The sequence below is a fragment of the Bradyrhizobium sp. 142 genome (assembly GCF_023074015.1).
Lineage (GTDB): Bacteria > Pseudomonadota > Alphaproteobacteria > Rhizobiales > Xanthobacteraceae > Bradyrhizobium.
In genome coordinates, this window is sequence record NZ_JADPKQ010000324.1 from 39,531 (window position 1) to 57,141 (window position 17,611).

The 17,611-nt window shown below is 64.3% G+C and carries 19 protein-coding genes and 1 pseudogene; 10 read left to right on the forward strand and 10 right to left on the reverse strand.

All coding sequences use genetic code 11. The annotated features are described in order from the left end of the window. Nucleotides 1-85 precede the first annotated feature (85 nt). Nucleotides 86-982 carry an alpha/beta fold hydrolase gene (locus tag IVA82_RS30155; RefSeq protein ID WP_247383348.1) on the forward strand — a complete coding sequence of 299 codons (897 nt, stop codon included), beginning with the start codon at nt 86-88 and terminating at the stop codon, nt 980-982. 6 nt (nt 983-988) lie between these two features. Here IVA82_RS30155 and IVA82_RS30160 read toward each other — a convergent pair whose 3' ends face one another. After that, nucleotides 989-1,252, reverse strand: a complete 264-nt coding sequence (locus IVA82_RS30160) for a hypothetical protein (RefSeq protein ID WP_247383349.1) — start codon at nt 1,250-1,252, stop codon at nt 989-991. Nucleotides 1,253-1,387: 135 nt separating this feature from the next. Further along, nucleotides 1,388-1,966, reverse strand: coding sequence for a hypothetical protein (locus IVA82_RS30165; RefSeq protein WP_247383350.1), 579 nt, complete (start codon nt 1,964-1,966; stop codon nt 1,388-1,390). 149 nt (nt 1,967-2,115) lie between these two features. Between IVA82_RS30165 and IVA82_RS30175 the strand changes: the two are divergent. Further along, nucleotides 2,116-3,056: pseudogene (locus IVA82_RS30175) on the forward strand (LysR family transcriptional regulator). Nucleotides 3,057-3,405: 349 nt separating this feature from the next. Further along, on the forward strand, nt 3,406-4,140 hold the full coding sequence (locus IVA82_RS30180) for a helix-turn-helix domain-containing protein (RefSeq protein WP_247383352.1): 735 nt from the start codon (nt 3,406-3,408) through the stop codon (nt 4,138-4,140). Nucleotides 4,141-4,186: 46 nt separating this feature from the next. Here the strand turns inward: IVA82_RS30180 and IVA82_RS30185 are convergent, their stop codons facing one another. From IVA82_RS30185 to IVA82_RS30200, 4 genes are read right to left on the reverse strand one after another with little or no spacing between them, the layout of a single operon-like run. Further along, entirely contained in the window at nt 4,187-4,768 is a 582-nt protein-coding gene (locus IVA82_RS30185) for a TIGR00645 family protein (RefSeq protein WP_247383353.1), read from the reverse strand. Between the two features lie 33 nt (nt 4,769-4,801). Further along, nucleotides 4,802-5,440: a TerC family protein gene (locus tag IVA82_RS30190; protein ID WP_247383354.1), complete on the reverse strand. Its 639-nt coding sequence runs from the start codon at nt 5,438-5,440 to the stop codon at nt 4,802-4,804. Beyond that, nucleotides 5,437-5,799, reverse strand: a complete 363-nt coding sequence (locus IVA82_RS30195) for a hypothetical protein (protein ID WP_247383355.1) — start codon at nt 5,797-5,799, stop codon at nt 5,437-5,439. The genes IVA82_RS30190 and IVA82_RS30195 overlap by 4 nt, the downstream gene beginning before the upstream one ends. A gap of 2 nt (nt 5,800-5,801) precedes the next feature. After that, the gene (locus IVA82_RS30200) at nt 5,802-6,266 is read right to left on the reverse strand and encodes a TerB family tellurite resistance protein (protein ID WP_247383356.1); all 465 of its coding nucleotides are present in this window, start codon (nt 6,264-6,266) and stop codon (nt 5,802-5,804) included. Nucleotides 6,267-6,581: 315 nt separating this feature from the next. On the opposite strand from IVA82_RS30200, the gene IVA82_RS30205 reads away from it, so the two are divergent. The 4 genes from IVA82_RS30205 (at nt 6,582) to IVA82_RS30220 (ending at nt 10,976) form a co-directional block, all read left to right on the forward strand. Then, a complete protein-coding gene (locus IVA82_RS30205; RefSeq protein WP_247383357.1) occupies nt 6,582-8,144 on the forward strand; it encodes an MOSC and FAD-binding oxidoreductase domain-containing protein in 1,563 nt (520 codons plus the stop codon). Nucleotides 8,145-8,182: 38 nt separating this feature from the next. Continuing rightward, the gene (locus tag IVA82_RS30210) at nt 8,183-8,779 is read left to right on the forward strand and encodes a redoxin domain-containing protein (RefSeq protein ID WP_247383358.1); all 597 of its coding nucleotides are present in this window, start codon (nt 8,183-8,185) and stop codon (nt 8,777-8,779) included. 50 nt (nt 8,780-8,829) lie between these two features. After that, complete coding sequence (locus tag IVA82_RS30215) at nt 8,830-10,275, forward strand: PLP-dependent aminotransferase family protein (protein WP_247493668.1); 1,446 nt, start codon at nt 8,830-8,832, stop codon at nt 10,273-10,275. A gap of 74 nt (nt 10,276-10,349) precedes the next feature. After that, nucleotides 10,350-10,976 (forward strand): FMN-binding negative transcriptional regulator, encoded by a 627-nt coding sequence (locus IVA82_RS30220; protein WP_247383359.1) that lies wholly within the window; start codon nt 10,350-10,352, stop codon nt 10,974-10,976. Between the two features lie 461 nt (nt 10,977-11,437). Here the strand turns inward: IVA82_RS30220 and IVA82_RS30225 are convergent, their stop codons facing one another. Then, nucleotides 11,438-11,746: a hypothetical protein gene (locus IVA82_RS30225; RefSeq protein ID WP_247383360.1), complete on the reverse strand. Its 309-nt coding sequence runs from the start codon at nt 11,744-11,746 to the stop codon at nt 11,438-11,440. A 424-nt stretch (nt 11,747-12,170) separates the two neighbouring features. On the opposite strand from IVA82_RS30225, the gene IVA82_RS30230 reads away from it, so the two are divergent. Beyond that, entirely contained in the window at nt 12,171-13,310 is a 1,140-nt protein-coding gene (locus IVA82_RS30230) for a hypothetical protein (RefSeq protein WP_247383361.1), read from the forward strand. A gap of 35 nt (nt 13,311-13,345) precedes the next feature. Here the strand turns inward: IVA82_RS30230 and gor are convergent, their stop codons facing one another. The 3 genes from gor to rpiA are packed head-to-tail and all read right to left on the reverse strand — an operon-like array spanning nt 13,346 to nt 16,015. Further along, nucleotides 13,346-14,734 (reverse strand): glutathione-disulfide reductase, encoded by a 1,389-nt coding sequence (gor, locus tag IVA82_RS30235; RefSeq protein WP_247383362.1) that lies wholly within the window; start codon nt 14,732-14,734, stop codon nt 13,346-13,348. Between the two features lie 46 nt (nt 14,735-14,780). Continuing rightward, nucleotides 14,781-15,299, reverse strand: a complete 519-nt coding sequence (locus IVA82_RS30240; protein WP_148739561.1) for a DUF2059 domain-containing protein — start codon at nt 15,297-15,299, stop codon at nt 14,781-14,783. A 2-nt stretch (nt 15,300-15,301) separates the two neighbouring features. Continuing rightward, entirely contained in the window at nt 15,302-16,015 is a 714-nt protein-coding gene (rpiA, locus tag IVA82_RS30245) for a ribose-5-phosphate isomerase RpiA (protein ID WP_247383363.1), read from the reverse strand. Nucleotides 16,016-16,197: 182 nt separating this feature from the next. Here rpiA and IVA82_RS30250 point away from each other — a divergent pair, with 182 nt between their 5' ends. After that, the gene (locus IVA82_RS30250) at nt 16,198-16,914 is read left to right on the forward strand and encodes an HAD family hydrolase (protein ID WP_247383364.1); all 717 of its coding nucleotides are present in this window, start codon (nt 16,198-16,200) and stop codon (nt 16,912-16,914) included. Nucleotides 16,915-17,018: 104 nt separating this feature from the next. Beyond that, nucleotides 17,019-17,501, forward strand: coding sequence for a hypothetical protein (locus IVA82_RS30255; RefSeq protein ID WP_247383365.1), 483 nt, complete (start codon nt 17,019-17,021; stop codon nt 17,499-17,501). Nucleotides 17,502-17,611 lie beyond the last annotated feature (110 nt).

Genomic DNA, 17,611 nt, shown 5'->3' on the forward strand with positions numbered 1-17,611 from the left:
GTTTCGCATTGCAAACCCTTGCGGGGAAAGCTGAATTCGCATTTGCTGGAAGTCAGAGGAAACTCGGGAAGGACAACGGCACCCCATGGACGCCGCAAGCGACGACGTTTTCATCGACGAGATCAGCTTCCCGGCCACCGATGGGTATGCGCTGACCGGGACGCTGTTCCTGCCCCGCGGCACCAAGCGCCATGCCGTGCTGATCAATTCGGCGACCGCCGTCCCGCGCAAGATCTATCGCGGCTTTGCCTCGTATCTCGCCCATCGCGGCTGCGCGGTGCTGACCTATGACTACCGCGGCATCGGCGACTCCCGGCAGCCGGCGATGGTCGGCTACAACCAGCCGAAATCGCTGGTCGGCTTCAAGGCCTCGATGTCGGACTGGGCCGCCCTCGACGTCGCCGCCGCGGTGCGCTGGATGCGCGAGCGGTACAACACCCTACCCCTGGCCTATGTCGGTCATTCCTTCGGCGGCCAGGCGCTGGGGCTGCTCGCGAACAACACCGAGATCTCGCGCGCCATACTGCTGGCCTCGCAGGCCGCGACCTGGCGGCTGATGACCTCGCCGGAGAAATACCGCGTCTACGCCTTCATGAATTTCATCGGCGTGCCGCTCGCCCACGCGCTCGGCTACGCGCCGGGCTGGGCCGGCATCGGCGAGGACCTGCCCAAGGGCGTGTTCCTGCAGTGGGCCGAGTGGGTGTCGAGCCCGCGCTATCTGTTCGATTCAAAGCTGCCGGCGCTGGAAAATTTCGCGAAATACAAGGGCGAGCTGCGCGCGCTGTGCTTCTCCGACGATCCCTGGGCGACGCGACCCGCGGTCGAGCTGCTGACCAGCGGATTCACCGCGATCAAGCCGGAGGTCCTGACGATCAAACCGTCCGAGGTCGGCGCCAAGGCGATCGGCCATTTCGGTTTCTTCCGCTCCGAGCACCGCGACACACTGTGGCGCGGCGTGGCGGAATGGATGCAGGAGGAGTGAGGCGGCTTAACGAATGATCGTGGTCAGGGACGAGTAGCGCCTGTTCGGCTTGGCTTCGCTGGGCGTGAACTGCGCAAAGGCATCGCTGACGCGCACTGCCGGCGGCGTACTGCTTGCGAAACGAAATTCCCTCGGCCGCGGCGCGTAGAAGGCGCTGCTGTAATAGGCATCGTCGAAACGCGCCTCGCCGTGGCCGAACACTGCATCGCAGGCGAACAGAAGCGCGTAGACCCCTGCCACCGCGACGACAATCTCTCTGAGAATAGACATGCTGATGCCCCACGCTTTTCAGGAAGGATGCATGCCGGTTCCAAAGCCGAGGTTTAGGGCGGCGCGATTATTGGCTGCACGGTTTGCCGCCGCTAAGCGGATTGCAGACAATTTTATCGATTAGACGTCGTCCAGTCAGATCACCGGCTCGTCCTTCAGCGCGGCGATGACCTGCTCGCCCTGCGCGGTCAGGCGATAGGTTACCATCGGACGGCTCGACGGCGGCTTGCGCGCGACCTCGACAATATAGCCGCGCACCATCAGGGCTTCGAAGCTGCCGTAGCAGCCGAACATGCTGATCTGGTTCTGCTTGAGCACCTTGAATTCGCGCAGCAGGCTGATCTCGTTGCCCGAGAGCAGCGACCTTCTGACACGCTCGGCGAAGCGCGTGCGCTGGTCGAACCACGCTTGGTCGGGCAGCTCGCGCGAAGCTGGCCCAGGGTCCCGTTCGCAGGGACGCATCCGGGCGGAGGCATCGGCTGGGACCGGCGGCAGGCATGGGATGCTGTTGCCGACCGCTGCTTTCGCGACATCGAGCAAAGCAATGGACCAGCGCCGCTTGTGGTCCACCATGACCGGCGGTGGCACGACGTTGTCGCGCACCAATTGCTCGAAGCGGCCGGCGGTCACGCCGAAATAGGCCGCCGCGCGACGACGGTCGACCAAGCGGGTGTCCAGCCCGTGCTCCAGCTCGCTGGCGATGTTCTCGTTCACTCCGATCGTCCCCTGGCGCGTCGTTGCGCTGGCTTGGCGCCCCGCCAAACCGCGCGGGAACCTAACGGGGACCGGTGTTCTCGAAAAGCAGAGAATTTCGTACATATTGATGCCGTTTCGGCAGCAGTTATAGTTCGGCCGGGGGCCGCATGCGATTTCACTCACCTTTTCCATCCAGTATTTCCACGCGGTCCGCCGCACCGGCTCGATCCGGGCCGCGGCACGGGTCCTGAACGTCGCCTCTTCTGCGGTCAGCCGCCAAATTCTCAAGCTGGAGCAAGAGGTTGGATCGCCCTTATTCGAACGCAACGCGCGCGGCCTGACCTTGACGACGGTCGGCGAGATGCTGGCCCGGCACGTCATGAACGTGCTCCAGGATCTCGATCGCTTTCGTTCGGACGTGCAGTCGCTGTCCGGTACGTGGCACGGCACCGTCAGCATCGCCTGTATCGAGTCGCTCACCGAATCAGTGCTGCCGGACCTGATCGCCTCGCATCGCGGCCGCGCCCGCCGCGTCAGCTTCACCACCGAAGTGAAGGGATCGTCGGACGTGCTGGAAGCCTTGAGCCGCGGTGAAGCCGATATCGGCATTGCCATGGCACTGCGGCATCCACCCGACTTGCGGCAGGCCGCGCTGAAGCGCTTCCGGCTTGGCGCGGTGGTCGGGCGCGAGCATCCACTGGCGCGCCGCAAGACGGTCACGCTGGCCCAATGCCTTGCCTTCCCCGTCATTCATGCTCTGCCGGAGCTGTCGATCTATCACCTGCTCCAGCCCCTGATCGCGCAGCTGCCCGAGACGCCTGAACCTGCGATCCAGGTCAACTCAATTGACCTGATGCGCGAACTCGCCGCGCGCGGGGTCGGCGTTGCATTCCAGACCCAGCTCGGCATCGGCCGGCTGTCGCGCGAGGGCCAGCTTGTCTTCCTTCCGCTCGACAATGCCGGCAGCCCGGTGTGGTCGGATCTCGGCATCTATGTCCGCGCCGAACGCACCCTGCCCGCCTACACGGAGTCCTTTCTCCAGGAGCTGGTGCGTGAGCTCGGCGAGCGCGAGCGGCAAGAGAACGCGGCCTATCCGCACGGTGCGTGATGACGCGTCGCCGAACCGGCAGTAGTTATCCGGAATATGGCTGGTGGCAGGCCATCTGATACTTGTCGCGGATTAGGCCCGCCAATCCAGACCACCACCTCCAGGATCCCGCAATGCCGCTACATCGGCTGAAGCCTTCGCGCGTCCTCGGCATCGAGCGCTTCTCGGACTTCGGCCAATTTCGTGCCAACGAGGTGCTCGGCCTCGGCACCAGCACGCCGCTTCACCCGCGGGATTTCTCCCTGTCGCGCGCGATCCTGCCGCTCCAGGACGGGCTGTTCGTGCTCCAGCGCGCGCTTTTGCCCGACGCCTCGACGTCGATGTCGGCACCGACCATGGCATCGGCCTCGTGGTCCCGTTCTGCTATCACTCGATCAGCAACGGCCGCGAGATCGAGAGTTCCACCGTGGGTGTCGTACGCGGCAGGGTCCCCGTCAAATCTGTCGAGGAGCATCCCAACACCTACCTGATGATGCGCTTCAACTCGGACATGCGGCATCGCGGTTGGGCGGATTACGACCGCGGGCTCGGATTCTTCCGGCCCCATGACGAGACGATGGCACGCCTGCGCGCCACGATCCTGAACATGTTTAGCCTGGCCGCTGAAGGCAACGATCCCCGGCAATTCGAAGCGCTCAACCGGCCGATCCAGGAGACGCTGCTCGCCTGCCTCGACGCGACGCTCGTGCCGGCCGACGCGCTGGCCGCGCGACGCGGATCGTTCGACAAGCACCGCAGGCTGATCGCGCGTCTCGACGAAGTGGTCGCGTTGTTCGGCAGCAAGCCGCTCTACAGCAACGATCTCGCGAGCGCGCTCGGCATATCCGTCCGCACACTGCAGACCGCGACACACGCGGTGCATGGCGTCAGCCTGCATCATTACCTGCGGCTCAAGCGCTTATGGTCGGTTCGCACGCAGCTGATGATCGGAGGCAACGGACTGACCATCAAAGCCGCAGCGCTCGCGAACGGCTTCTGGCACATGGGCGAATTTTCGAAGGTCTACAAGACGATATTCGGCGAGATGCCGTCCGAGACGCTGGCAAACGCCCGATATTTTGCGGACGCTACGCTTCGCTTCTGACCCCGGTGCGACGACGATTGCCGCCAATCCCGGCGCACTTCATCGCTCAGCCGTGGCCGGACTTGCGCTGCCCGCTCTCGCTGATGCGGTCGACCCAGGCGATGCCGACCGCGGAGATGATGAAGGTCAGGTGGATCAGCACCTGCCACATCACGCCGGTCTCGGTGAAATTGCTGCGCGTCGTGCCGAGATTGCCCGCCTCGATGAAGGTCCTGAGCAGAGAGATCGAGGAAATGCCGATGATGGCCATCGCGAGCTTGATCTTGAGCACGCTGGCATTGACGTGGCTCAGCCATTCCGGCTCGTCCGGATGGCCGCTCAGGTTCAGGCGCGAAACGAACGTTTCGTAGCCGCCCACGATCACCATCACCAGCAGGTTTGAGATCATCACGACATCGATCAGCCCGAGCACGACCAGCATGATCTGCTGCTCGCTGGCGTCGAACGAGTGCGCGACCAGGTGCCAGAGCTCTTTGAGGAACAGCAGCACATACACGGCCTGCGCGACGATGAGGCCGACATAGAGCGGCACTTGCAGCCAGCGCGAGCCGAAGATGAGTTGGGCAAACGGCCCGATCTGCGGCGGCGGCGCGGACAGCGCCGAAGCTGCCTTGGGTTCAGACGTCATGGATCACTCCGGATTGCAAACAGAAGACGCGCTTCACAGACTCGCGATGACCGGCGCGAGCTCGAGTGAGCCGCGATAGATCATCTCGAAGGCGACGTAAACGATGATGGCGAGGCCGACATAGCCGATCCAGCGCTGCTTCTGGAGCACGCGGCCGAGCAGATCGGCGGCAACGCCCATCAGCGCGACCGACAGCAAAAGGCCGAAGACGAGAATGTAGGGATGCTCGCGCGCGGCACCCGCGACCGCGAGCACGTTGTCGAGCGACATCGAGACGTCGGCGGCGACGATCTGTGCCGCCGCCTGGCCGAAGGTTTTTCGCGGCGCCGCCGCAGCGCTTGCGCCGCCGCCATGGATGAACGCGAACTCGCGCCTGTGCGCGGCCTGCTCCCGCAGCTCGCGCCACATCTTCCAGCACACCCACAGCAGCAGCACGCCGCCGGCGAGCAGCAGGCCGATCACCTGCAGGAGCTGGGTCGCGACTCCGGCAAAGACGATGCGGAGCGCAGTGGCGGCCATGATGCCGACCACGATGGCACGCCGACGCTGGTTGGCCGGCAGGCCGGCGGCGGCAAGGCCGATGACGACCGCATTGTCGCCGGCCAGCACGAGGTCGATCAAGACGACCTGGAGCAGCGCGCTCAGCGCCTCCGCAGTGATGAATTCAGTCATGACTGTTCATTTCTGGATGGGGACGGATCGAGCCATTGCGGTTTCCGCCGCTCGATCCAGTCGAAGATCTTCGAACGGGACGAGCGCAGCGCGGGCACGTCCTCGGCGAGCAGCGCAAGCCCAAGCGGCAGCATCCAGATGCCGAGCACCGGCAGGAACGAGAGTACGCCACCGACGATGAGCAGCGCGCCGGAGGGAATCCTGACCCAGCGACTGGACGGTTGCAGCAGATAGGTGACGGTGCCGGCGAAGCGCGGAGGCAGTCGATGGACGAGCTTATCGAGGCGCGGGTCGCCGCCGGCCAACGGGCCGACAGCGCCTTCGGCAGCTGTCGAGGGTTCGTCCGGGGCTACGCTCATGCTCACTCCTCTGAGGCGGCGCGCTGTTCGGCGCGCGCATTTGAGACGACCGGCTTTGCGCGCGGCAGCACCAGCGTCAGCAGGCGCAGCAGCTTGATCGCCTGCACTTCGTGGGGATGCACATCCTCGTCCGCCGCCGCGACGCGTTCCGATAGGTCCATCAGATGCGTCGCCAGCGGCAGGTCCGAGACCGGACGCAGCGTGTCGATCACCACATTGGCAAAGTCGGGCTCCTCGAGCCGTTCCGCGAGTTCATCAAAAATTGCGAACAGCCGGTCGTCGGTGATGTGCGGCGCCAATTTGCGATCCCTGACGAAGCGGATCACCTCATCGCGCTCCAACGGCGATACCTGCCGGTCGGCCACCGCGACGAGCGCACCGGCGATCACCAGCGCCGCCGCAGCCTGTTCGTTGAGGCTCGACGGTTCGGTGATCTCGATCGGGTTTGATTGGTTGGCGTCAGACATCGTTGCTCCCTTAATCTCTTGCGCAAATGGCCGCGCGGAGCTGCGATGGGGACGATTTGGTCGGAGAAACAGGGTAGGCCCGACGATCGGCCGATCCATCGCATTCGCGCGGGACAGATCATCCGACATCACGAGGTTTACCGACATCGTCGGCGGCCTCGCCAGAGGGGCCCGGATTCTTGTTCGCTCCAGAAATAAAGATAGGTCTGTCGGAATCAAGGCGGCCTTAGTGCGACCAGCGGCCGCATCGGTTCCATGTTGCGGGATGCGGCAAGATCCTCGCGATCGTCCTGGCGAAGTGCTGAGATATTATTCTTGACTGCTTCAACACCGTCATTGCGAGCGCGGCTCCCTCAATTTGCATTCCCGGGCGCGGAGAATTTCACCGTCGAGGGCCTGGCGGACGCGGAGGTTTGCATCGGGGACCGCTACCGGATCGGAAACGCCGTGTTCGAGGTGACGCAGCCACGCGTGACCTGTTACCGCCTCGGCATCCGCTTGAACGAGCCGGAAATGGCGGCCCTGCTCGTCAAGCACGGCAGGCCTGGGTTCTATTTTCGTGTGATCGAGGAAGGGCAGGTGCAGGCCGGCGACGAGATCACGCAGGTCGCATCGGGGCCCGAGCGCATGAGCGTGGTCGACATCAACGCGCTGCTTTACACGCCGGGACATCCCCGTGATCGCCTGGAGCACGCGCTGCGCATTCCGGCGCTGAGTAGCGGCTGGCGTCATTCGTTCGAAGCGCTACTGACCCAGCAGCGCAAAGACGGTGCGGCAATGGGAAATCCCGGACTTGTCGCAGCGTCCGACACGCCTCCGGCGTGGCGCGGATTGCGCCCGTTTCGCGTGGCGCGCAAGGTGCGAGAAAGCGACAGGGTGACCTCGCTCGCGCTCGAGCCGACCGACGGACAGCCTGTTGCTGCGGCTCTGCCCGGGCAGTTCGTCGTGCTGCAGCTGACGCCGGATTCCGCGCCGGCGCTGATGCGAAGCTATTCGTTGTCGGGAGAGCCTGGCACCGCGCGCTATCGTGTCAGCGTCAAGCGGGAGGTGCACGGTGCGGCCAGCGCTTTCATCGCCGATGAGCTCCGCGCTGGCGACATCGTGCACGCAAGTGCGCCGCGCGGAGGTTTCACACTGCGGCAGGGCGAGCGGCCTGTCGCGCTGTTGAGTGCCGGCATCGGCGTGACGCCGGTGCTCGCGATGCTTCACGCGCTGGCGGCGCAGGCATCGGCCCGGGACGTCTGGTGGCTGCACGGGACACGTAACGGGCGCGAACATCCGTTTGCGGCCGAGGCGCGCGGACTGCTGGGTGCACTCGCTCACCACCACAGCTACATCTGCTACAGCGCGCCGACACCGGGCGATCGGCCCACCATGGACTTCGATACGGCTGGCCGTCTGGATATGCGAGTGCTCCAGGCTCTCGACGTACCGCGCGATAGTGACTTCTATATCTGCGGGCCGGCAACCTTCATGAGCGATCTGACCTCCGGCCTGGCGACCTCAGGCGTCGCGCCCGATCGCATCCATACCGAGCTGTTCGGCGCCAAGCCGTCCCTGACGCCGGGCATTGCTCCATCGCCGCGGACGGCCCCGCATCTGCCGGTCGGGCCTGCCGGCCCGGGACCGAACGTTTCGTTCGCCCGCAGCGGTCTCAATGTTCGCTGGTCGTCATCATACGGAAGCTTGCTCGAATTGGCCGAGGCCTGCGACGTCCCCGTACGCTGGTCGTGTCGAACGGGTGTCTGCCACAACTGCGAGACCGGGCTCGTGGCGGGAACGGTCAGCTATCGGCCGGACCCTATCGATGCCCCTGCGGACGGCAATGTCCTGATCTGCTGCTCACGCCCCGAAGGCGACATCGTGATTGATCTTTGATCGGGCGACGCAACTGCACCAACCGTGGCGAGATTCAAATGCGAACCGACATCGTGGAGGGAGCCATCTTCCCGGACTACGAGCTCAGCGACCACACCGGCAAGCATCGAAAGCTCTCTGAGTTGCAGGGTGACGATCCGATGGTGCTCGTGCTGGGCCGCGGCGGTTTTTGTCCAAAGGATCGACGGCAGGCCGAAGGGTTGCTGCAACTGCATCGGGAGATGGAGGTGGGCTACTGCCGCATGGTCACGATCACGACCGACACCATCAGCCAGACCAGCGAGTACCGCAGCGGCGTGGGTGCGCACTGGCCTTTTCTCTCCGATCCGCGGCGTATCGTTCAGAAGGATCTCGATATCGCCGAATATACAGATCCGGTCCACAATCCGATGATTCCGCACGTCATCGTGCTGGAACCGCGCCTTGTCATTCATAAGGTTTACAATGGCTATTGGTTCTTCGGTCGTCCGACCGTCGAAGAACTCCGCCAGGATCTGCGAGCCGTCAGCAGGAAATGCCGTCCGGATTGGGACATCACGGCACCCGGACTCAAAGCACTCTGGGACAAGGGCAAGAAGGAGCATTTTCACCCCTACGGCAAGGCTTACGTCGAAACTCTCGGCGAACGGGATTAGAAGCACCTTCCGGCATCGTCCGTTCGGACGAATGCCGGATTGGAATGTGGATGATCCAGATGAAGCCGAATCCTGGCGCGCGCCAGATCTACGAAGCCCTGAGAAATCAGATTTTGGCGCGGGTGTACGGGATCGACGGGTTGCTGCCGTCGTCGCGGGCGCTTGCGGGCGAGATGGGCGTGGCGCGCTCGACGGTCACCGTGGCCTATGAACAGCTCGCCGCCGAAGGTTTCATCGAGACGCGCCATGGCGCACGGCCGCGCGTTGCCCGCGCCGTCGTCGAGCGTGGACGCGCGCGCGCCTCATCCCGGACGTCGGCGCGCAAGGTGCGGCTGTCGGCGTTCGGCGAGCGGCTGCTTCAGGACCCGCCGCGCTGGACCGAGCCGCCGCACGGGCTCATCGCGAACTTCCGCTATGGCGAGCTCTCGGCATCGGACTTCCCGGTACTGGCATGGAAGAAGGCCTTGATTGCTGCGATGGCGCGCAGGCTCGAGCGGCTGGCCTATGACGACCCATGCGGCTCGCTGCGGCTGCGGACCGCACTTCAGGGCTATCTGTGGCGATCGCGAAGCGTTCGCTGCGACGTCGATCAGATCGTCGTCGTGAACGGCTCCCAGCAGGGCCTCGACATCTGTGCGCGCCTGCTGCTCGATGCCGGCGACCGCTTCGTGATGGAGGATCCCGGCTACCAGATGGCGCGGCACACTTTTGCGGCGACGGGCGCCGAGACGGTGCCGATCCCGGTCGACGCGGATGGACTGGAGACGGCCCGCCTCGACGGGGTCGAGGCCCGCCTCGCCTACGTGACGCCATCGCATCAATATCCGCTCGGCGGAGTCATGCCGATCGGACGCCGGCACCAATTGCTCGCCTGGGCGCGGAAGGCCGATGCTTACGTGATCGAGGACGATTACGATAGCGAGTATCGCTACGACACCAAGCCGATCCCGCCACTACATGCGCTGGAGGGCAGCGACAACGTGATCTATCTCGGGACCGTCTCCAAGACGCTCTCCCCGACCTTGCGGATCGGCTACCTTGTCATGCCCGCTGGGCTGCGCCCCCTGTTCGCCGCCGCCAAGCAGATCATGGACCGGCACACGCCGCTCACCGAGCAGGACGCGCTCGCCGCGTTGCTGGAGAGTGGCGCCTATGACAGCCACATCAGGCGCGTGCGCCGGCGCAACGCAGAACGCCAGCAGGCACTGGTCGATGCGTTGCACCGCCGCTTCGACGATCGCGTCCGGATCGAAGGCACGGCCGCAGGCCTGCATGTGGTGGCCTGGTTCGACGGCGTGCCGCAAAAAAGTGAGGATGCCTTGGTCAAGGCGGCTCGCGCCAAGGGCGTTGGCATCTATCCCGTCTCCGTGCTGTTCGTCGGCGTTCGGCGGTCGCGGGAGCCAGTCGGCCTCATCATGGGCTATTCGGCTCTGGAGACTGCGCAGATCGAACGCGGCTGCAAGCTTCTGGCCCAGGCGGTCGATGAACTGGACTGATAAAACTTCGCTAAACTGGTCGTTTAATCCAGACCAGGCTTCGGCTATCTCCGGATCAAGAACGGAGACACACCATGTACATCCCCCCGGCCTTCAAAGACGATATCGAGAGCATCCGGTCCACCATCCGCGGTGCCCGGCTCGCCAGCCTCGTGACGGCTACGACCAACGGTCCGGTCGCCACGCCGCTGCCGCTCTTCCTCGACGAGAGCGAGGGAGAGCATGGCGTGCTGTACGGACATGTGGCCAAGGCCAACCCGCAATGGAAGCTGCCGCCGATCGGAGATGCGCTGGCCATCTTCAGCGGTCCCGACGCCTATGTGACACCGTCCTGGTACGCGACCAAGCAGGAAACCGGGAAGGTCGTCCCGACCTGGAACTATGTTGCCGTGCACGCCTACGGCCCGGTCGAATTCTTCCACGAGCCGGAGCGCCTGCTCGAGGCGGTAACGCGGCTGACCAACAGGCACGAAAGTTCGCGCGCAAAGCCTTGGGCCGTCGATGACGCCCCCGCCGATTTCATCGCCGCACAATTGCGCGGAATCGTGGGTTTGCGCATTCCCGTCGTGCGGTTCGAAGGCAAGTGCAAGATGAACCAGAACCGCCCCGAGGCCGACCGTGTCGGCGTCGCACAAGGTCTTGCGGCAAGCGAGAACGCGCAGGATCGCGAGGTTGCGCCTCTCATCCCGCTCTCGGCCTGATGCTCACGGCCCCCGGAATCCGTTGTCGGGAGCTATCGTCCCGTCAGGTGTGTTGGTGCGTCTCAGCACGCATGTTGGGCGATGCGGCCGTCGATGCAGCACCCGACGCTGGAGCTCGCAGCGGTGTCACGACGGATCGCTGCATCGACGACATCCGAACGCGCCGCAACCGCAGGCGGCGCCCAGGCACCGTCATAGCGCCCGCGCAAGCCTGGGGAACGAAAACATCGTTCCCAACTTGTTGTGTCGCGGAGGAAACGCATGAACCACGTCGCCTATTGCCCCGGCTGCGGCCATGGCCTGGTCCCTATCCTATCCGAGAACGGCCGTGCAAAGCCCCGTTGCTTGTGGTGCGAAAGCCTGGACGCAAGAACGATGGACATGGCGAAGTGGGCCGACAGTCCCTCGGGCAAGCCTAAGCTGATCTCGCGTCAATCCTTCGAATGAGCCGCCCTTCCGCGTCAGATCCCCGCCGCCAGGCGTTGAGCGGAAACAAGACCGTACTTCAGGGGACGCACAGCAACCGAGCTTCGCGCCGGACGGCGCCGCCGGACGAACAGGCAGTTGACGAGAATCGGCTCGTCATCGCCGAGCGCGGTCCGCTCCCTCACCAGCAGGCTCATGACCGAACGCATCTTGAGGATCTCCTGCGCCACGAAGCTGCAGTCCTCATCCCGGTTGATCTGTTCACGCACGATGGCTTCAGCCTCGAGCATGCTGACGCGGAGCGCCCTAATGGTTCTGCGGATTTCGTTGATACGGTTGTCCATCGCTGCCTCCCGGGTATAGTTGCAGCATAAGAACAAATCATGAACAAAATGTCAATCGATGCGCGGATTGGTCTCGCCCGACTGCCGATCGAGGCCGGCCGGGGCGACAATCCAACTGCTGCGTCCGATCTGCCATCGCCGCATCCGCTCGCCGCTGCACTCGCCTTGGCGAGGCTTGCCGACAAATTAGACAAGCTAACTCTGGCTCACTGCAAGCGCTTGCGAGGAAGGCAAACGCAGCACGGAGAATCGACCGACTTAACATCCCGTGCAATCTCGATTTTTCCAATCGGGCCCGCCGCTAGCAGGCCAACGAATCGATGAGCCGCTCTGCGCCACAACTGGCCCAGAATTCGCAAGGAAGCATCAGGCCCGAGTCTCGCGGCACTCCCCACTAGGCGGATTGCTCGGATTGGAGGATGTCATGAACGTGCATGCTGCGGGCGATCTCAAAACCACCGGCCTCACGCGCCCGGATGGCGCGCCGCTGCGCCTGAACAGCCAGGATTTCGTCGCGATCGATCGCGACCGGGATGCGAAGTATGAGGCGACCTATCGTCCGCAAGCCCTCTACAACCGTGCGGACGCGGGCTTTCACGCCAACAACGAGACCTTCCTGCTTCATGAAGTCGCGACGAATCTGCCGATCTATCGCCCGGACACCGGCCCCACCGATTTCCATCTCCATCTTCCACCGGGTGGCTTTCAGCTCGTGCTGGTGACCTCGGGCGCGTTCACCTTCGACTACGATGGGCGCTTCTACAATGTCGGTCCAGGCGCAGTGATGCTGCAAAGCGCGATCGTCCACCGCCAGCTGTTTTACACCTGGTCCGGCCTGTCGACCGAAGAGAACCTGAAGACGCCGCAGACGGTGGTGCCGGATCCGATCTCCATGGGCTACTCCGGCAAATTCCTCGAAGCCTTCATCACCGATCCGACGACCTTTCCGAACCCGACAATCGTTGGCCCGGATCAGATCGACGAAGCCGAGACGCCGCGGGTGGCCTGGAGCCATCCGCTGCATGATCGCCCGGCGAATGCAGGGTTCTGGCTTCAGGATCCGCTGGCGCTCGATGCGCTGTTCAAGCCGCTGTCCGATAGTCTGATCAAATCCGCCACGCCGGTTTACGTGCGCGATATCGGCATCGAAATCCCGAGCGGTCATCTCGTCACCGGCCATATCATCGCAACCGACCCGCGCGGCCAGTCGCTGTTGCCGAAGAGCACGTCGACGGCAGCGGACGGCGCCTGTTTTGCCAAAGGCGAAGTCGTCATCTACCGCGTCATTCGCGGCACCGCCGAATTCAGCAACAAGGCTGGCGAGAGCTTTGAGCTCACGGCCGGCGATGTGGTGACGGCCGGCAAAAACGCGACAAGCCTCGTCGGCGTCGGTGAAAACACCCAGGTCCTCCGGCTCGGCCTTCTGCAAGGCATGAACAACCTTCGCAGCTGGACGCCGACCCAGCGTGACGAAATCGACGGCTTGGCCGCTCAGATCATCACACGGAGGGACATTCGTCCCCTGCGCACCGAAGGCAAGCCGGTCGGATATTTGTACGCGTAGGCGCAGGCCTCGCCCGAGCTGCGCTCGTGGCGCCCCTACTCCGCCGCTTGCCGCACGTGACGCGCGGTCGGAGTGCGCATGGTGACGAGCTCTTCGGCGGCGGTCGGATGCAGCGCGAAGGTAGCGTCGAAGTCGGCCTTGGTCGCCTTCATCTTCATGGCGATCGCGACCGCCTGGGTGATCTCGGCGGCGGCATCACCGACGATGTGACAGCCGAGCACGCGGTCGGACGCGCCGTCGACGACGAGCTTCATCAGCACGCGGGTGTCGCGGCCGGACATCGTCGCCTTGATCGGACGGAACGACGTCTTGTAGATGTCGACATGGCCAAACTGCGCCCGCGCCTCGGTCTCGGTGAGGCCGACGGTGCCGACCTCCGGCTGCGAGAACACTGCGGTCGGGATGGTCGAATGATCCACCCTCACCTCGCGCTTGCCGAACACGGTGTCGGCGAAGGCGTGCCCCTCGCGGATCGCGACCGGGGTCAGATTGTGGCGATGGGTGACGTCGCCGATCGCGTAGATGCTGTCGACCGAACTTTTGGAGAAATGGTCGACCGCGATGCCGCCGTTAGTCGGATTGATGGCAACGCCGGCCTTCTCCAGACCGAGATTGGCGACGTTGGGATGACGGCCGATCGCGAACATCACCTGGTCGGAGGCGACGCTCGAGCCGTTCGACAGATGGGTGGTGAACTCCTCGCCATGGCGATCGACCTTGGTCACCGTGCACGCGGTGAGAATGGTGATGCCCTGCTTCTCCATCTCGGCGCGCACGTGAGCGCGCACGTCGTCGTCGAAGCCGCGCAAGATGTTGTCGCCGCGATAGATCACGGTGACGTCGGAGCCGAAGCCGGCAAAGATGCCGGCGAATTCCAGCGCGATGTAGCCGCCGCCCTGGATCACGATCCGCTTCGGCAGCTTTTTGAGATGGAAGGCCTCGTTTGAGGAAATCACATGCTCGATGCCGGGGATCGAGGCGCCATGGTTGGGCGCACCGCCGGTTGCGATCAGGATGTATTTTGCGGTGATCTTGCGGTCATTCTCGATCAGACGGACGGTGTGCTTGTCCTCGATTAGCGCCCGGCTCTTGACGATCTGCGCGCCGGACTTCTCGACATTGGCGGTGTAGGCCGCCTCCAGCCGCGCGATCTCCTTGTCCTTGTTGGCGATCAATGTCGGCCAGTCGAAGGTCGCGGGCGGAATGGTCCAGCCGAAACCGGCGGCGTCCTCGACCTCGTGACGGACATGCGAGCCGATCACCAACAGCTTCTTCGGCACGCAGCCGCGGATCACGCAGGTGCCGCCCATGCGATACTCTTCCGCGACCGTCACGCGGGCGCCGTATCCCGCCGCGATGCGGGCGGCGCGCACGCCACCCGAACCGCCACCGACGACAAAGAGGTCGACGTCGAATTCAGCCATTGTCCACTCCGACCCCTTTCAAGGACTTCTGATCAGATAGTATCGATCAGATCTCCTTGCCACGCTTGCGCATCTCGGCGCGGAAGGCGCCCATCACGGTCTCTGTGAAGTTTTGCGCCCATGAATTCATGAACGCCATGCTGAGGCCGATGGCCTTGGGCTCGGCCTCGACCAGCTTCTTGCCGAGCGGCGACTTGTAGAAGGCAACGAGATCCTTCAGCTCCTGCTCGGTGAACTCGCTGGCATAGACCTGCGCCATGCCTTCTCCGATCTCCTTTTCCCGGCCGTTGAGCTGCTGGGCAACGATCGGCGCCACCTCGTTCAGATCCTTCTGGTAGTTGAGGTTCTGCTGGATCAGCGCGCCCTTGGTCTTCTCGACCATGCCCGGCACCGCGTTGGCGTACATCGCGCTGGCATTCTTCATCGCCAGGATTTCCTTGGCCGCCGCAATCGCGGCCGGCGACGATTTTGGCGCCGCCGCCTGCTGGGCCAGGGCCGGGCCGGCGCAAACGGCCAGTCCCACAGCGAGGGCAGCGGCCGGCAACAATTTCAAAACGCTCTTCATTCCTAGTCTCCTTTCGGCTTTCGCCGTTCAATCACGCGAATTCCCTTGCCACCCGCCAAAACGGCCGAGCTGGCCAAGCCGATAAACAGACCATGCTCGACCACGCCGGGGATCGCGCTCAACGCCGTGGCGAGATGAGCCGGATCCTCAATCCGTCCGAGCTGGGCATCGACGATCCAGTGGCCGCCATCGGTGACGAAAACGTGGCCATCCTTGCCGTTGCGGACCGCCATTTGCCCGGAAGCGCCGCATTGCGCAAATGCCTTCTCGATCGCGCGCCGGGTTGCGCCGAGGCCGAACGGGATGACCTCGACCGGCAGCGGAAAGCGGCCGAGCGTCGCCACCCATTTGCTGTCGTCGGCAATCACGATCATGCGATCCGAAGCCGCCGCTACGATCTTCTCGCGCAACAGCGCACCGCCGCCGCCCTTGATCAGATTGAGCGCAGGATCGATCTCGTCGGCGCCGTCGATAGTGATGTCGAGATGGTCGATCTCGTCCAGCGTGGTCAGCGGCACGCCGCAGCGCACGGCGTCAAGGCGCGTCGCCTCCGAGGTCGGCACGCCGATCACCTTGAGCCCGGCGCGCACGCGTTCGCCGAGCAGCTCGACGAAATGCTTCGCGGTCGAGCCGGTGCCGAGCCCGAGCTGCATGCCGTCACGCACCTCCTCGAGCGCGCGCGCTGCCGCCTCCCGCTTCAACTGGTCCATGTTCAAATTGCGTCCGCCTCTGATCCCACGAGTCTGATCCCAAGAGTGTGCCGCCGGCATAGGCCGCGTTCGGCGGCCTGTGTAGCCTCGTTTTCCTCCGGAGAACAGGTCTGGGGAACAGGCCTATAAGCTGATCTTATGGGCCCGCCCCTTGCGCCGGTACGGCCGGACCGATAGCGCTTTCGTTCATGACCTCCCCGCACACAATCGTTTTCGATCTCGACGGTACGCTTGTGGATACGGCGCCCGACCTGATCAGCGCGCTGAACCACGTGCTCAACCGCGAAGGGCTGCCGCCAGTGCCGATGCAGTCCGCCCGCAACATGATCGGCGCCGGCGCGCGCAAGCTGATCGAGCGGGGCCTGGAGGCCGAGGGCCGCACCGTCAGCCTCGCTGACATGAACCGGCTGACGGCGGATTTCATCGCCTATTACGCCGACCATATCGCGGTCGAATCCCGGCCCTTCGAGGGGCTGGAGGCTGCGCTCGACTATTTTGCGGCGCAAGGCCACCGTCTCGCGGTCTGCACCAACAAGCTGGAATGGCTGTCGAAGCGGCTGTTGGACCAGCTCGGCCTCAGCCGCCGGTTCGCGGCGATCTGCGGTGCCGATACCTTTGGCGTTCCAAAGCCCGACCCCACCATCCTGCGCGAGACGGTGGCCCGGGCCGGCGGGCAGCTCACGGCCAGCATCATGGTCGGCGATGCCGGGCCCGACGTCGGGGTGGCGCGGCGGGCCGGCGTGCCCGTGATCGGGGTCAGCTTCGGCTACACGGACGTGCCGATCGCAGACCTCAAGCCGGACCGGCTGATCCATCACATGCGCGACCTGCCGGCCGCCGCCAGCAGTCTGATAGCGGCCAAAGGCCCTGAAATCACTACGCAATCCCAAGAAGTTCCGCGTTAACCAACGATTAACTATGCGCCGTCCGCCGGTTGCGCGGGTAAAACCACGCCCCTAAGGTCGCTGCCGGGGATTGTGGCGGTTCGTCGCAGTGGAAGTGGATGATCATGCGTCGTGTCATCGCGATTGCGTTAGCGGCAGCGAGCTTTTTTGGAGCAACAAGTCTTGGTGGCTGCTCCTCGGTGTCCTGGGACATGTTCAAATCGGCCCCGCCGACCCTCCAGGTCCAGCTCGAATCCAGCCCGCCGGGCGCCGACGCCAAAACCTCGCTCGGCTCGGGTTGCAAGACGCCCTGCTCCGTCTCGGTTCCCTCACCCGAAGCGCCCTTCACGGTCAGCTACGCCCTGAACAAGTTCCAGCCGGCCAGCGTGCCGGTGAACGTCATCAAGAATCCCGGCGATCTCACCACGCCCGCCTCCGTCACCACCGACCCGAATCCGGTGTTCGCCCAGCTCCAGCCGGCCACCCCACCCAAGCCGATGAGGAAACCGCACCGGCCGAAGAAGCCGAAACCGGCCGCAGCCGCGGCACCGGCCGCCGCACCTGCCGCGGGGTCGCCGTTCCCCGATCCGAGCGCCGGCAAGCGCTGATCTCCGCGCCGCGCCCGATTGTCCTTGCCGCGTCTGATGCTTAGATTGATTGCTTCCAGAGCACCGCTGACGCAAAGGTGCGCACCTCGCCGTTACTGACAAGGCCTGTT

What these genes read in the sequence shown, in the direction of transcription:
- IVA82_RS30155 (WP_247383348.1), top strand. Translation starts at nt 86, where the DNA reads ATGGACGCCGCAAGCGACGACGTTTTCATCGACGAGATCAGCTTCCCG.
- IVA82_RS30225 (WP_247383360.1), bottom strand. Translation starts at nt 11,746, where the DNA reads ATGGACAACCGTATCAACGAAATCCGCAGAACCATTAGGGCGCTCCGC.
- IVA82_RS30160 (WP_247383349.1), bottom strand. Translation starts at nt 1,252, where the DNA reads ATGTCTATTCTCAGAGAGATTGTCGTCGCGGTGGCAGGGGTCTACGCG.
- IVA82_RS30200 (WP_247383356.1), bottom strand. Translation starts at nt 6,266, where the DNA reads ATGTCTGACGCCAACCAATCAAACCCGATCGAGATCACCGAACCGTCG.
- IVA82_RS30255 (WP_247383365.1), top strand. Translation starts at nt 17,019, where the DNA reads ATGCGTCGTGTCATCGCGATTGCGTTAGCGGCAGCGAGCTTTTTTGGA.
- IVA82_RS30210 (WP_247383358.1), top strand. Translation starts at nt 8,183, where the DNA reads ATGCGAACCGACATCGTGGAGGGAGCCATCTTCCCGGACTACGAGCTC.
- IVA82_RS30185 (WP_247383353.1), bottom strand. Translation starts at nt 4,768, where the DNA reads ATGACGTCTGAACCCAAGGCAGCTTCGGCGCTGTCCGCGCCGCCGCCG.
- IVA82_RS30240 (WP_148739561.1), bottom strand. Translation starts at nt 15,299, where the DNA reads ATGAAGAGCGTTTTGAAATTGTTGCCGGCCGCTGCCCTCGCTGTGGGA.
- IVA82_RS30220 (WP_247383359.1), top strand. Translation starts at nt 10,350, where the DNA reads ATGTACATCCCCCCGGCCTTCAAAGACGATATCGAGAGCATCCGGTCC.
- IVA82_RS30190 (WP_247383354.1), bottom strand. Translation starts at nt 5,440, where the DNA reads ATGACTGAATTCATCACTGCGGAGGCGCTGAGCGCGCTGCTCCAGGTC.
- IVA82_RS30215 (WP_247493668.1), top strand. Translation starts at nt 8,830, where the DNA reads ATGATCCAGATGAAGCCGAATCCTGGCGCGCGCCAGATCTACGAAGCC.
- gor (WP_247383362.1), bottom strand. Translation starts at nt 14,734, where the DNA reads ATGGCTGAATTCGACGTCGACCTCTTTGTCGTCGGTGGCGGTTCGGGT.
- IVA82_RS30250 (WP_247383364.1), top strand. Translation starts at nt 16,198, where the DNA reads ATGACCTCCCCGCACACAATCGTTTTCGATCTCGACGGTACGCTTGTG.
- IVA82_RS30230 (WP_247383361.1), top strand. Translation starts at nt 12,171, where the DNA reads ATGAACGTGCATGCTGCGGGCGATCTCAAAACCACCGGCCTCACGCGC.
- IVA82_RS30195 (WP_247383355.1), bottom strand. Translation starts at nt 5,799, where the DNA reads ATGAGCGTAGCCCCGGACGAACCCTCGACAGCTGCCGAAGGCGCTGTC.